The sequence below is a fragment of the Paenibacillus solani genome (assembly GCF_050475945.1).
Classification (GTDB): domain Bacteria; phylum Bacillota; class Bacilli; order Paenibacillales; family Paenibacillaceae; genus Paenibacillus_AQ; species Paenibacillus_AQ solani_A.
Genome location: NZ_JBCMXJ010000028.1, coordinates 40,615 through 55,056, shown reverse-complemented (window position 1 = coordinate 55,056; position 14,442 = coordinate 40,615). Strand labels below are relative to the sequence as shown.

The window sequence follows — 14,442 nt, the reverse complement described above, 5'->3', positions numbered from 1 at the left end:
CCCGACCCATTCCTAGTGATAACGAGGTGTTTGTGTGTTGAAAAAAAGTGATATCAAGGACATTTACCAGTTGTCTCCCCTGCAAAAGGGGATGCTGTTTCACTATTTGCATGACGAGGGACAACACGCTTACTTTGAGCAGGTCGATTTTACGCTCGAAGGACGAATTGATACAGCTTGCTTGGAAGAGAGTTTCAACCTGGTGATTCAGAAATATGATATTTTCCGGACCGTATTCTTGCATGAGAAGATGGCCGAGCCTGTTCAGGTTGTACTGAAGGAGCGAAAGGCTTCCGTTCATTTCATTGATGTTTCTCATATGGATGATACTGAGGCTTATATCGAGCAATTTAAGGTGAAGGATAGGGAATTAGGCTTCGATTTATCAAGCGATCTGTTAATCAGACTTTCGGTGATAAAGACAGATTCCGAGCAGTATCATCTCATCTGGAGCTTTCATCATATTCTGATGGACGGCTGGTGTCTTGGCATTGTACTCGAAGACCTGTTCACCATGTATCAGAAGACGCTCCATCAGGAACCGGTCAGGCTAGAAGCGGTGACGCCATATCACGAATATATTCGCTGGCTAGGCAAGCAAAATACGCAGCTGGCACAGCAATACTGGGCGGATTACTTAGCCGGCTTCGATCAATTGTCGGACATTCCCTTCAGAGAAGGCAAAGCTCAGCAATACCGTTATGTTCAGCAGGAGCTTGTGTACGAATTGAACGAATTCGTTACCTCGCGATTAGATCAGCTGGCCAAGAAAAATCAGGTTACGCTGAATACGGTTTTTCGTGCCATCTGGGGGATCATGCTGCAGCGCTACAATAACACCACAGACGCCGTGTTTGGCACGATTGTGTCGGGCAGACCATCCGAAGTTAGAGACGTGGAGAAGATTGTTGGCCTGTTTATCAATACGATCCCTGTGCGCGTACAGTGCAATCCTGAGGAACATTTCCTTCAATTATTACAGAAGCTGCAGCAGGCTTCGTCCGAATCAGAACAATACAGCTATTTGTCCTTGGCAGATATACAGCATGACAGCTCGGAGGCGGGAGGGCTATTCAATCATATTGTTGCATTTGAGAATTACCCGCTGGATACAGAGGCCGTGGAGAAGAAGAACGAGCTGGGATTTGTCATCCAAGATGCTCACACCTTTGAGCAAACGAATTATGACTTTAATCTGCTGATTCTTCCCGGCAAGAAGCTGACCTTTAAGATCAGCTTTAATAAGGCTGTATACAGCGAGAGCTTGGTTGCCCATATTTACAATCATTTGGAGCAACTAGTGAACCAAATTTTGGCGGATCCGAGCAGGATGATCAAGGATTTAGATCTCCTGCCTATGGAGGAGCGGGCTCAGCTGCTTGCATTCGGCAAAAATCCGATAGACTACCCGCGTGACCGGACGCTTCACGCTCTGTTCGAAGAGCAGGCGGAGCGTGCACCCGATCAGATTGCCCTTATGTCACAGTCCGGTGAGCTGACCTATCTTGAATTGAATCAGCGCGCCAATCAGCTGGCTCACTATTTGCGCCGCATCGGCGTGAGCGCTGGTGATATGGTGGGGCTGTCCATGGAACGGGATCTGGATTTATATGTAGGAATTCTGGCTATTCTGAAGGCGGGAGGGGCGTATGTCCCTCTTGATCCGAGCTATCCGGCAGAGCGCTTGTCCTACCTGTTTGAGGATACGCAAGTCGCCGTGCTGCTAACGCACCAGGAACTGGCGGACAGGCTGCCTTGCGGCCAGGTTCAGGTCGTGTGCCTGGATGCACACCATGATCGGATTGATGAAGAGCCGGTCACGAACCTGAACCTGCCTGGTTCAGGAGACGACCTGGCCTACGTGATGTATACGTCCGGTTCTACGGGCAAGCCGAAGGGAATCTTAACGATGCACCGCAATGTGATCAAAGTGGTGCGCAACAATGGCTACGTTGAAGTTGGACCAGAGGATAAAGTGCTTCAGCTCTCCAATTACGCTTTCGACGGCTCAACGTTCGATATTTATGCAGCCTTGTTGAACGGAGCCAAGCTGGTCATTGTGCCAAAGCATGTACTGCTGAATCTGCAGGAGCTGTCCGAGCTGATCCGAGAGCAGCAGATCACGGTGACCTTCATGACAACAGCCTTGTTCAATACGCTGGTAGACCTGGATGTAAGCAGTTTAAACAGTTTTCGAAAGATTCTGATTGGCGGAGAGAAGCTATCGGTTAGGCATGTTAAAAAGGCCGTTGAGTACTTGGGAGAGCACCGGTTAATCAATGGGTATGGACCGACCGAGACCACCGTGTTTGCAACGTCTTATTCCATTGACCGGACGGTATTTGATACGAATGTTATACCGATTGGCACACCGATTGGAAATACCGAGACCTACGTACTGAACAAGCAGATGCAGATGGTTCCCATCGGGGTGCCGGGTGAATTGTATATCGGCGGGGATGGATTGGCCCGGTCTTATTATAACCGCCCGGAGCTGACGGCCGAACGGTTCGTTACGAATCCGTTCAGCGCGGACGGGCAGGAGCGTCTTTACCGCAGCGGTGATTTGGTACGCTATATGCCTAATGGACAAATTGAATATCTGGATCGCTTAGACAATCAGGTGAAGATTCGCGGCTTCCGGATTGAGCTCGGGGAGATTGAGACGGTGATAGGACAGCATCCTGCTATCAAGGATGTGGTGGTTCATGTCACAGAGGACAAGCAGCTGGTTACTTATCTGGTAGGCAAGGAAGAGGCGGATGCGCAGACGGATGAGATCAGAGCGTATTTGAGCAGCCGATTACCGGAGTATATGGTTCCGGCCGCCTATATCGTGATGGAGAAGCTGCCGTTAAATGCTAACGGAAAAATTGACCGAAAAGCACTTCTTCCTGTGCTCCCTGCATCCATAGGAAAAGAATATGCCGCCCCGACCAATTCAACCGAACAGTTACTGGCCGAAATATGGGAGGATATCCTTCAGGTTAAACCGGTCGGTATACATGATCATTTCTTTGAGCTAGGCGGACACTCTCTTAAAGCCATGTTACTCGCATCAAGAGTATTGAAGAGTCTGGAAATCAAGCTACCGATCAGAGAGATATTTGCCCGCCCAACTATCAAGGAATTGGCCAATTACTTGGCTGGTGCTGATAAGCATGCACTTCCTTCGATTGAGCCTGTTCGGGAGGCAGATTACTACGGGGTCTCTTCTGTACAAAGAAGGCTCTATACGATCCAGCTTCTGGACGTTAATAGAACAACGTATAATATGCCAATGAATTTCCGGATGACAGGCCCGCTGAAGGTCGAGAAGTTAACACAAGCTATTGAGATTATTGTTAATCGTCATGAGTCGCTGAGAACCTCCTTCCATATGATTGACGGAGAACTGGTTCAGCGTATTGAACCACAGGTCACGCCTGATATTGAGTATTACAAGGCGGAATGCGAAGAGGCTGCATCAGCTATAATCCATTCCTTTGTACGGCCGTTTCAGCTAAATATGCCTTCGTTATGTCGTTTTGGGGTACTGGAAATCTCCGCTCAAGAGCATGTGCTGATGGTGGATATGCATCATATTATTTCAGATGGCTCGTCCATCAGCATCATCGTTGATGAGTTGACGAAGCTCTATAAGGATGAATCGCTGCCTTCATTAGAGCTTCAATATAAAGACTTTGCAGCATGGCAGAATCATTTGGTACAATCTGAAGCTTACAAGCAGCAAGAGCGATACTGGCTTGACCAGTTTGCAGGAGAATTGCCTGTGCTCGAGCTGCCGACAGATTATTCTCGGCCGCTAGTACAGCAATTTAACGGAGCGCTGTTCTCTTACACAATAAAACCGGAGCTGATGGATCAGCTTAATGTGCTGAATTCCAAGGAAAGCACGACCTTGTTCATGACCTTGCTGGCTGCCTACTATACAATGCTCTACAAATATACGGGACAAAGCGATATGGTAGTCGGCTCTTCTGTTGCCGGACGCACCCAGCCAGATATTGAGAGAGTTGTGGGGATGTTCGTTAATACGATTGCACTCAGGGCCTGCCCGCAAGCGGCCCAGACATTTCGAGATTTTTTAGGTGCAGTCAAGGATCGGATTATCTCTTCTTATGAACATACGGATTTCCCTTTTGAGGATTTGATAGAAAAGCTTGAAGTCAAAAGGGATCTCAGCCGTAATCCGCTATTTGACACGTTATTTGTTGTTCAGAACTTGGACACTGCTGAGTTGACTCTTCCAGAACTTACGGTGACACAGGAGGACGTGGATTGGAGCAATTCGAAGGTGGATCTGACCTGGACCATCACATCAGGTGAAACACTGAATATCATGCTGGAATACAATACAGATCTGTTCAAACGTGAAACCATCGAGCGGATGGTTCGGCATTTTGAATATATTCTTGAACAAGTGTTGGCTGCACCCGACCTCCGCTTGTCAGATTTTGAGCTTGTTACACAAGTGGAAAGAGAAGAGCTGCTTGTTTTCGGCAAAAATCCGATAGACTACCCGCGTGACCAGACGCTTCACGCACTGTTCGAAGAGCAGGCGGAGCTTAGACCAGATCAGATTGCCCTTATGTCACATTCAGGTGAATTAACTTATCTTGAATTGAATCAGCGCGCCAATCAGCTGGCGCACTATTTGCGCCGTATCGGCGTGAGAGCTGGTGATATGGTGGGGCTGTCCCTGGAACGGGATCTGGATTTATATGTAGCCATTGTTGCAATTCTAAAGGCGGGAGGGGCTTATGTTCCTCTTGATCCAAGCTATCCGGCGGAGCGCTTGTCCTACCTGTTTGAGGATACGCAAGTTGCGGTGCTGCTTACTCACCAGGAACTGGCGGACAGGCTGCCTTGCGGCGAAGTTCAGGTCGTGTGCCTGGATGCGCATCGTGACCGGATTGACGAAGAGCCGGTCACGAACCTGAACCTGCCCGGTTCAGGAGACGATCTGGCCTATGTGATGTATACGTCCGGTTCCACGGGCAAGCCGAAGGGAATCTTAACCATGCACCGCAATGTGGTCAGAGTGGTGCGCAATAACGGGTACATTGAGGTTGGACCTGAGGACAACGTGCTTCAGCTTTCCAATTACGCTTTCGACGGCTCAACGTTCGACATTTATGCAGCCTTGTTGAACGGCGCTAAGCTGGTCATTGTGCCGAAGCATGTGCTGCTGAATCCGCAGGAGCTGTCCGATCTAATCCGGGAACAGCAGATCACAGTAACCTTCATGACGGCAGCCTTATTCAATACGCTGGTAGACCTGGATGTAAGCAGTTTAAACAGTTTCCGAAAGATTCTGATTGGCGGGGAAAAGCTATCGGTCAGGCATGTCAAAAAAGCTGTTGAATATTTGGGAGAGCACCGGTTAATCAATGGGTACGGACCGACCGAGACCACCGTGTTTGCTGCGACTTATTCCATTGACCGGACGGTATTCGAGACAAATGTTGTGCCAATTGGCACACCGATTGGGAATACCGAGACCTACGTGCTGAACAAGGAGATGCAGATGGTTCCCATCGGAGTGCCGGGTGAATTGTATATCGGCGGGGATGGATTGGCGCGGGCTTATTATAACCGTCCGGAGCTGACGGCCGAACGGTTCGTTACGAATCCGTTCAGCGCGGATGGGCAGGAGCGTCTTTACCGGAGCGGTGATTTGGTACGCTATATGCCTGACGGACGAATTGAATATCTGGATCGCTTAGACAATCAAGTGAAGATTCGCGGTTTCCGGATTGAGCTCGGGGAAATTGAGACTGTGCTTGGCGGGCACCCCGCTGTCAAGGATGTGGTGGTGAATGTCACAGAGGACAAGCAGCTGGTTGCTTATCTGGTGGTTGATACCCATCAAGCGAATGAAGCACCAGCCCCATGGCGTCAGTATCTCTTAACCAGGCTGCCTGAATATATGGTTCCTTCGTTATTTATCATCATGGATGAGTTCCCTCTGAATGCCAATGGCAAGGTAGACCGCAAGGCATTGCCGAGAACATTCGATTACGAGCAAGAGGGTACAGCTTATACAGCACCTGTAACGGAAATGGAACACACTATAGCGGGTATTTGGCAGGAATTACTTAAACGAAAAAGCATAGGAATAAATGATAACTTCTTCGATCTTGGCGGCGATTCCATTAAGGGTATGCAGTTGATAGCCAAGCTGTATAAGGAGCATCTCAAGCTGCAAATGAGAGATTTGTATGCGAACCCAACGATTGCCGGGATCATTCCGCATTTGACTGCCGTTACACATCATGAGGAAGACATGGTTGAGGGGAAGGTTCCGCTCACTCCAATTCAGCGCTGGTTATTCGAGCTGATGCCCGAGCATATTCATGATGTGAACATTAATATAACGCTTAGTAATGATGATGGATGGAAACAGGGATGGGTAGAGCTGGCTATTTCACAAATGGTAAAACATCATGACGCACTGCGTACGATTTTCAAACAAGAGGAAGGAGAGATCGTACAGTTTATTCGCGCAACCAATGAGGGGCTATACAGTATTCAATCCGTAGATCTAAGAGATGAAGCTGATGGATCAGCTCGGATGATCGAGATGATCCATGAACTAAGCCGTAATACGAACCTGTATGAAGGACCGCTTGTTAAGGCAACTATTTTCCATATGGATTCCAGGGATATATTAGTTATCTCTGTCCATCACCTGGTAATGGATGATGTGTCAGGCAATATTTTGACCGATGACTTTATATCAGCTTATCAGCAGGCGTCCACGCAGCAGCCAATTGTACTTCCTCCTAAGACAACCTCTTATAAGGAGTGGAGTGAGAGGTTGCAGCAATATGCGGCAAGTGAAGAGCTGTTGCAGGAAGTGCTGTATTGGACCCAGCTGCAGCAAGCTCCCATCACTTCATTGCCTAAAGATCTGGAGCTGGCAGAGATGATGACCCTTGGCGATATGGAGGTAGAGCTCGTCACTCTGAGCGCCGCGGAGACGGCCAAGTTATTCGAGGTCACGGAGCAAGGCGTGCAGGCTGAGCCGTATGAAGTGCTGCTAACTGCTCTGGGATTAACGATCAGTACATGGAGTCGTCAGGACCATGTGTTCATCAATTTGGAGCGCCATGGACGAGAAGAAATTATGGAGGAAGTAGACGTTAGCCGCACGATTGGATGGTTCAACGCACATTCTCCTGTCCTCCTTCCGATGACGACAACAGATTGGCAGGAGGCGAAACACAGAGTAACTGATATACTGCGCAAGGTGCCGAATAAGGGAATCGGATACAGTATTCTTAAATATTTAGCTCCTTCCGAAGCAAGCCAGCTCCCATGCTTTAAGCTACAGCCGGAGATCAGCTTCAACTACCATGGAAGGGTTGATCAAAGCTTGGGAACACAATTCAAACAATCGGTGCATATGATCGGCAATTCTTTCAGTGATAAGTTCCCGGTTCCGTTCACACTGTATATCAACGCCATCGTTTTGGATGGAGAGCTGCAAGTCAGGTTCGGTTACAGCCGGCTCATGTACAAGCAACAAACGATTCAATCGCTAAGTGAGCAATTTAAAGAGCAATTGATGAGAAATGTGATCACTGGTGTCGCCAGATAACAATCTTTAAACATGAACTGACGCTCAAAGCCTTATTCGATCATTCGGTATTTGGGCGTCAGCTCCTGGTGTTCATACCACATGGGGGAGGTATTATGGAGACCGAGACAGAGAAATCACAGCCGTTTGCAGAGACCGTTGTATACAAATCGGAAGAACGGAGCGTTTTCAAGAACAGAACATTTCTATTTTTTCTATTCTCGATCATATTCACAAGCTTGACAACGCCAATGTATATGCTGGTGGAGGGCTGGTATGTTGTTGACTATTTGAACAAGCCGGCTATGCTGGGTTTTGTCCTGATGGTCACGGCCATTCCCAGACTGTTGTTAATGTCGGTTGGAGGAGTCATGTCCGATCGTTTCCCTAAATCGAAGATTATGTTCTTGTCTGATTTCATACGCTTTCTCATATTAGCCACGATGGCCGTACTTATGATTCTTGGGTTGCTAAACTTCTGGGTATTGCTCGCATGTGCAGCTTTATTCGGTACATTGGAGGCCTTTTATTGGCCGGCGGCAGGCGCCATCATTCCCACGATCGTGAAGCCTGGTCAACTGCGGGTAGCCAACAGTGTGAATATTATTATTCAGCAGCTGGGGAGCTTTGCCGGACCGGCATTTGCAGGTCTGCTTATTGCATTTGGTTCCTTTCAGTTAACGTTTGCTATATTAGGTCTGCTGCTTTTTTTAGGAGCGGTCTGTTTATTTTTCGTACGGGAGCCGTTTACAGTTAATGCACAAGAGCAGGCTAGGCCGTCCATGATGAAGGAAATTAAGGAAGGTATGGTGTACATAAAAAAAGACTCCTTCAAGCTCTCGATCATCATTACCGCAGGCATTGCCGCATTCTTCGTCTCAGGTCCTGTGAGTGTGGCCTTTCCGACATTAGTGAAGGAAGTCTTTAGAGGAAGTGCACTGGATCTCACCTATCTTCAAACCTCATTCGCTCTGGGAAGCATTGCGGGGGGCGTGCTGCTCGGTTTGTTCCGCCCGAAGGGAAGCATGGCGATATGGGCATACTCAGCTTTCATATTACTGTGTCTAGGAATTGTAGGACTGGGTTCCGTGAATGTACTTATCTACGCCATCATCATAAGTGTATTTACCGGACTGTGCTCGGCATATGGAAATATGATGCTGGTTACGGTGTATCAGCTGAGTCTGGATCAAGATAAGCTTGGCAGAGGCATGAGTTTATTTACGTTAGCATCTACAGGTCTGTATCCGATATCCGCCGGGATTGTGCCGCTGCTCCTGACGAGTGGCATGACGATTTCCACCTTATTAATGCTTAGCGGTTCCATAGCCGCTCTAATCTTGTTTGTTGTGGTGCTCAGTGTTAAAGGAATTCGAAGGGGACCGCAGGCTATGGAACAAGGAGGTTAGTTATATGCCTTATGAGATCATGCTCTGCTCTTCATGAATATGAAGGCAGGGCGTTTTTTGTTTTAAATATGTTTGCCTCATACCATATTTTAGAATAAACTACAATTAGCTGGATTCTAGTAGAGTGAGGGCAAATAATGAAATGAAATTCTCCAATGATCAGCCGATCTATTTACAAATTAAGAATGATTTTTATCAACGGGTCTGTAATGGAACACTCCGTCCCGGGGACAAGCTGCCTCCTGTAAGAGAAACAGCGGTAGAATTAGGAGTAAACCTCAATACCATTCAACGAGCATATATGGATATGGAGCGGGATGGTGTCGTTGAGAAGCAGCGGGGCCAACGATCATATATTACGAATGATATTGAATTTATAAACAAGTTAAAGTCACAGATGGCTGAAGTCCAGGTAACAGCATTCTATAACTCGATGAAGCAGATGGGGTTTCGTGATGAGGACATCCAGAAGCAGCTTGCCGAAGTAATCAAGAAGGAAGGTGGGGCATAATTGCAGCAGAATTCAATAACGGTTGAGCTAGATCATGTCACTAAGCGATTGGGCAGCAACACGGCTGTACATAATGTTTCTCTTCGTTTACCGGACCAAGGCATTGTTGGATTGCTCGGGCTCAATGGCAGCGGCAAGACCACGCTACTTAACTTGATTGCGGGTTTAATGCGTCCCACAGAAGGCCAAGTTACCTTGAATGGGTCTAAAGTTACGCGGCAATCGGGCAAGCATATTGCTTATGTGGCTGATGATCAGTCTTTCTATTCTTTCTATACGATCCGGGAAACGGTCGATTACGCCGAGAAGGTGTATCCGGACTTCGTAAGGGAGGCGGCAGAAGAGATCGTGACGTTCCTGGAGTTTGATATGAACCAGAAAGTAGGGCAGCTGTCGAAGGGTAACAAAATGCGGCTGAACACGGCCATCGCACTGGCACGCAGGGTACCGCTGCTGCTGTTGGATGAACCTTTATCGGGACTGGATCCGTTCGTAAGGGAAGGACTTCTGAAGATGTTTGTCCACTTCGGCGGAGTGTATCAGCAGACCATCGTTATCTCTTCGCACGAGGTGTCCGAGCTGGAACCGTATCTGGACTATGTCATCTTCATGAAACAAGGAAAGATGATGCATTATGCTTCAGCTGAAGAGATTCGGGAAGAGCGTGCACAAAGTATTTTAAATGTGATGAGGGAGTATTGTGTATGACATCTTGGACAACGTTGTTTATTAAAGAATTCAGAGCAGCGAAAATATGGCTCTATATCAATGCACTCGTCATCCTGCTTGGCGCAACATCCCTATTCTTCCTCGATGAGACCCAAATCTTACTCTATAGCATGCTTGTGATGATATTATTCCATGTTATTTACCTTCCTGTCTGGATAGTCTACTCCATATTCGTTGAATGGAAGAATAAGATGTTAGCGCACTGGCTGAACCTGCCTCATTCAGGCTTAGTGCTGGTCACATCCAAGTTTGCCGCTGGAATTGTTATGATGCTCATTTCTCTTCTCGTCTGTAACGGCGTATTGGCCTTGCTGTACAGCTTCATACTGGAAGCGAATAATGATGTGATCATTCAAGCTGTCCAGTGGTTTATGTCTGAATTTTGGGTGATCCTTCTCGGCACGATGATTATGGCTATTCTCTCAGGCAGCCAAGTTATGTGTGCGGTCATTATATGGAAAAGTGTCACCCGGTTCAGATTGCTCCTGGTCGCAGGCTTTCTATTAATACCAGGTCTGTTTCAAGCACTATTTCATGGAACAGCAGGCTACTCCAAGTTAACATCATGGGGAATGCTGACATCAGCGATGACAGAGTGGATTCAACCTATTCTATTAAATCAGTATGAAATGTTTCATGCCACAAATGTATTATCTGAACTGACTATTTTCTCGCTGGGAACCATGCTTGTGCAGCTCATCTATTCCATCATGCTTGTCTGGATTAGCAGTAGACTTGTGGATAGAGCGCTTCAAATCTAATTGTGAGAGGTTGTTCAAAAAGTTCGCTGAAAACGGGCCTTTTTGAACACGGACTTTAAGCAAAACTAGGCAGAGGAGTGAAACGATATTTATTCCCTCAATTACTCCAGCCCATGGATCGTATGCAGGAAGCCGAATCCTAATGCAGCGGTACGCTTGATTTGTCTACCCTATGCAGGCGGCAATGCTTCCATCTATCATGAATGGGCGGAATTGTTTCCTAAGGAATTAGAAGTATTGGCGATACAGCTGCCCGGGAGAGGGAGCCGATTTGTAGAGGACAGATATACAGAGGTAGACAGGCTGATTCCTGCATTATTGAACGAGCTTGTCCCATTCACTGACAAACCGCTTATGCTGTTTGGTCATAGTATGGGAGCCTTATTATGTTATGAGCTCGCTCATCAGCTGATGAAGCTGGAGACTGGGGCATTGCAGCATCTGTTCGTGTCTGCCTACCGTGCACCCCAATTAGCCAGTGATCGAAAGGAGCTGCGCCACGACCTTCCTGCCCATGAACTGAAGCAGTTCTTTCGTAAGCTGAACGGAATACCTGCAGAGATTATGAATAACGATGATATGATGAACTTTATCCTTCCTATATTAAGGGCCGATGTTCAGTTGTGTGACACATATACTTATCAGGAGAGACCGCCACTTCCATGTGGAATTACAGCTTTTGGAGGCAGTGCAGACCCAGAAGTGAACCTCCATCAGCTGCAGGCATGGAAAGAGCTGACGGCAAGTGAATTCAACTTGCACATGCTGCCTGGCGACCACTTTTTTATTCATAGTCAGCAAGAGCTGCTGGTTGGGTTATTGATGAGGAGGATGGGGGAGTTGTTTCCTGATTGTATTGGAAGACATTCATACGATATTTGATCGATCTATGCTCGCTAAGTGCTTGATGCTGTGGGCATCTAATTAAACCGCTTGGAATCCGTAAAATCTTGTAAAAGGCTGTGGACGATGATGTCCACAGCCTTTTAGTTGTACTGGATTATATAGTTCTACAGAATCATATACTGCAATAAATAGTAATATATTACTATGTTGTTAACTGGATTTGCCAGTAAATCACATAGTATGCAGACGAAGGGGATAGAGAAGTGGCTTTCATCTTAGGGGGACTAGCAGTGCTGTTAATCATTTGGAAGATTTATGTTATTATCCGAATGATCTTGCACCCGATGTTTTGGCTCGGGTTGCTGTACAACGCGCTCCTATGGGGCGGTTTCATTTATGTCTTGAATCATTCTTACGAAATACATATGGGTGACAAGTTGTTGATTGTCATAGGGGTAGCAGCAGCGCTTTTCTTTTTTACGAGCCGAACGTTCAGACGACCATATGTCGTTGCTATTTGCATAGCGACTCTTGGGCTCGGTGCCATGATGCTTGCGGATTCTTATTTTGAGAATCGGATGGTCTGCGTCCGATCTTATGAAGCTCGCACGCATGAATGACATTAATTGTGTGGGGTAGAGTGTTAGGTTTAATACTGAACAGGCCGTAGATCATATGATCTACGGCCTTTTATTTTCCAAAGCTATGTGCAGTAACAAACGGCAGGGTTTACCCTGCCGTTTGCAAGCTCCACGAGACCGAGTACTACCTTGTTGACTCCATAGTCATAGTAGTAGGTACCTCAGGCTGATTCTTCCTAGTCCTTCAACCGCGAAGGCCGCTGTTCTTACTAAATGGACTAAACAGTAAATTTCTCCAAGGTTGTCCGGTGCTGCTCAGCCATATCGGATAAAGAATGAGCGGCGATGGAAATTCCCTTCATGGTTGCTTGTTGTTCTTCTGCAGAGGCAGCTACTTCCTGCGTACCAGCCGCAGTGTTCTCCGATACTTCTGTAATATACTGCATGGAGTGAGCCATCTGTTCCGTTCCTGCAGACATTTGTTGCACTGCTGAGGATACTTCCTGGATTTGAGCTGTAACAGCATGAACCGATTCTTGAATATGTTCAAAAGACTGCCCTGCTGTGTTTACTACACCGATTCCTGCTGCAACCTTCTTACTTGCGACTTGCATGGAATGAATCGTTTGGCTCGTTTCGCTCTGGATCGAATTAATTAAGGTCGATACTTGCTGTGCGGATAAGGCCGACTGTTCGGCTAATTTATGGACCTCTGATGCCACGACAGCAAATCCCTGTCCATATTCCCCTGCTCTAGCCGCTTCGATCGATGCATTTAATGCTAGTAGATTCGTTTGGGCGGCGATCTCCTTGATCACTTCTACTATTTGGCCAATTTCATTCGAACGATTGCCCAGCCGTCTTATCTCTTCATCTAATTCACCAAAGGTATGTTGGATGGATTGCATCTGCTCTGCTACCGTTTGAATGGCGTGAGCCCCTTCCGCTGCCTTTTCATGAGCCTCGACTGCTGCAGCGGATGCACTCTTTGTATTTTGGGCGATTTCGCGAGTACCCATGGACATTTCATTAATCGAATGGGAGGACTCGCCGATTGTTTTAAACTGATTATCTACGCCGGTTGCTACCTATTGCATGGAAGCAGCGATCTGTTCGGCCGCAAGTGAGGTCTGCTCAGAGCTGGCCGTCAATTCTTCAGCCGTTGCCGCCACTTGTTCGGCATTTAAATTGATCTGATGGATCAATTCCTGCAGGTTTCCGGACATCTGATTAAAGGAAGCTGCTAACTCGCCGATCTCAGGTCTCCTGCTGCAATTTTCTTGGCGGCCTCCGAATAAATCGCGATGGCTACACCTTATAAAGTGGCGAAAATACCCAGTATTAGCACCCAAGTCTTGATCAATTGAACGGTAGCCAGAGTATCCTCATGTCCTTTATTCAGAACATTTTGCTGGTAAGAGGTAAACTCCACTGACTTCTGATCGAATGCCTCGGTAATCTTATGTCCTTCGGTCTTCATCAAGTTCATATACGCTTCAGTATTTCCTTGCTTCTTGAATTCCGCCTCGCGGCTGGACAGCTGATAGAATTGGTCCTCGATCTGGTTCAGCTCACTAAGAAGCTTCTTTGCCACTGGATAAACGATCATGTCTGCGAGATTCTTACTAAGCTTCAAATAGTTGTCGTGAGAATCGGATATCTCTTGCAACGATTCCTCGTTGCCTAGAATTAAATTGCTACGAAGTGCTAGCTTCTCTTGCTTGATAGCGATCGCCATCTCCTGGATCATAATAAGTTTCCGGGCCTTATCATCGATTAAATCTCCATAGACCGTATTCACAGCCGTGATCCTCGTATAGCTGATAACAACTATGACTGCCAGGATAATAATGACTGCTAGAAACCCCAAAAATAATTTCTTACTTAATGTCAATCTCATTGTGTCGCCCCTCTTATGTCATAAAAATTTGTTAAAACCTATTAGAATCATACATTTATAACTAAGTGTAAAGTCCTGAATGTAAGAAAAGTCACATTAAAGAGGCCGAATCTTTGCAGA

General features: G+C 46.9%; 10 protein-coding genes and 1 pseudogene. 7 read left to right on the top strand and 4 right to left on the bottom strand.

What is annotated here, in order from left to right; all coding sequences use genetic code 11:
• Window positions 1-37: 37 nt before the first annotated feature.
• The 7 genes from ABEQ74_RS29125 to ABEQ74_RS29095 all read left to right on the top strand — a co-directional run bounded on the left by ABEQ74_RS29125 (window position 38) and on the right by ABEQ74_RS29095 (window position 12,461).
• Entirely contained in the window at window positions 38-7,606 is a 7,569-nt protein-coding gene (locus tag ABEQ74_RS29125) for an amino acid adenylation domain-containing protein (protein ID WP_430125709.1), read from the top strand.
• Between the two features lie 95 nt (window positions 7,607-7,701).
• On the top strand, window positions 7,702-8,994 hold the full coding sequence (locus tag ABEQ74_RS29120; RefSeq protein WP_430125707.1) for an MFS transporter: 1,293 nt from the start codon (window positions 7,702-7,704) through the stop codon (window positions 8,992-8,994).
• A gap of 142 nt (window positions 8,995-9,136) precedes the next feature.
• Complete coding sequence (locus tag ABEQ74_RS29115) at window positions 9,137-9,505, top strand: GntR family transcriptional regulator (protein ID WP_430125705.1); 369 nt, start codon at window positions 9,137-9,139, stop codon at window positions 9,503-9,505.
• Window positions 9,506-10,213: an ABC transporter ATP-binding protein gene (locus tag ABEQ74_RS29110; protein WP_430125703.1), complete on the top strand. Its 708-nt coding sequence runs from the start codon at window positions 9,506-9,508 to the stop codon at window positions 10,211-10,213.
• Window positions 10,210-10,995 carry a hypothetical protein gene (locus ABEQ74_RS29105; protein ID WP_430125701.1) on the top strand — a complete coding sequence of 262 codons (786 nt, stop codon included), beginning with the start codon at window positions 10,210-10,212 and terminating at the stop codon, window positions 10,993-10,995. Before ABEQ74_RS29110 ends, ABEQ74_RS29105 begins: the two co-directional genes overlap by 4 nt.
• A gap of 156 nt (window positions 10,996-11,151) precedes the next feature.
• Window positions 11,152-11,877: a thioesterase II family protein gene (locus ABEQ74_RS29100; RefSeq protein ID WP_430125700.1), complete on the top strand. Its 726-nt coding sequence runs from the start codon at window positions 11,152-11,154 to the stop codon at window positions 11,875-11,877.
• A 254-nt stretch (window positions 11,878-12,131) separates the two neighbouring features.
• A complete protein-coding gene (locus ABEQ74_RS29095; protein ID WP_430125698.1) occupies window positions 12,132-12,461 on the top strand; it encodes a hypothetical protein in 330 nt (109 codons plus the stop codon).
• Window positions 12,462-12,700: 239 nt separating this feature from the next.
• Here ABEQ74_RS29095 and ABEQ74_RS29090 read toward each other — a convergent pair whose 3' ends face one another.
• The 4 genes and pseudogenes from ABEQ74_RS29090 to ABEQ74_RS29075 form a co-directional block, all read right to left on the bottom strand.
• Window positions 12,701-13,441, bottom strand: a complete 741-nt coding sequence (locus tag ABEQ74_RS29090) for a methyl-accepting chemotaxis protein (RefSeq protein ID WP_430125696.1) — start codon at window positions 13,439-13,441, stop codon at window positions 12,701-12,703.
• A 69-nt stretch (window positions 13,442-13,510) separates the two neighbouring features.
• A complete protein-coding gene (locus ABEQ74_RS29085) occupies window positions 13,511-13,648 on the bottom strand; it encodes a hypothetical protein (protein WP_430125755.1) in 138 nt (45 codons plus the stop codon).
• Window positions 13,649-13,657: 9 nt separating this feature from the next.
• Window positions 13,658-13,774, bottom strand: a pseudogene (locus ABEQ74_RS29080) (hypothetical protein); the annotation flags it as partial.
• Window positions 13,738-14,322, bottom strand: coding sequence for an MCP four helix bundle domain-containing protein (locus ABEQ74_RS29075; protein ID WP_430125694.1), 585 nt, complete (start codon window positions 14,320-14,322; stop codon window positions 13,738-13,740). The pseudogene ABEQ74_RS29080 and the gene ABEQ74_RS29075, both read right to left, overlap by 37 nt.
• Between the last annotated feature and the right edge of the window lie 120 nt (window positions 14,323-14,442).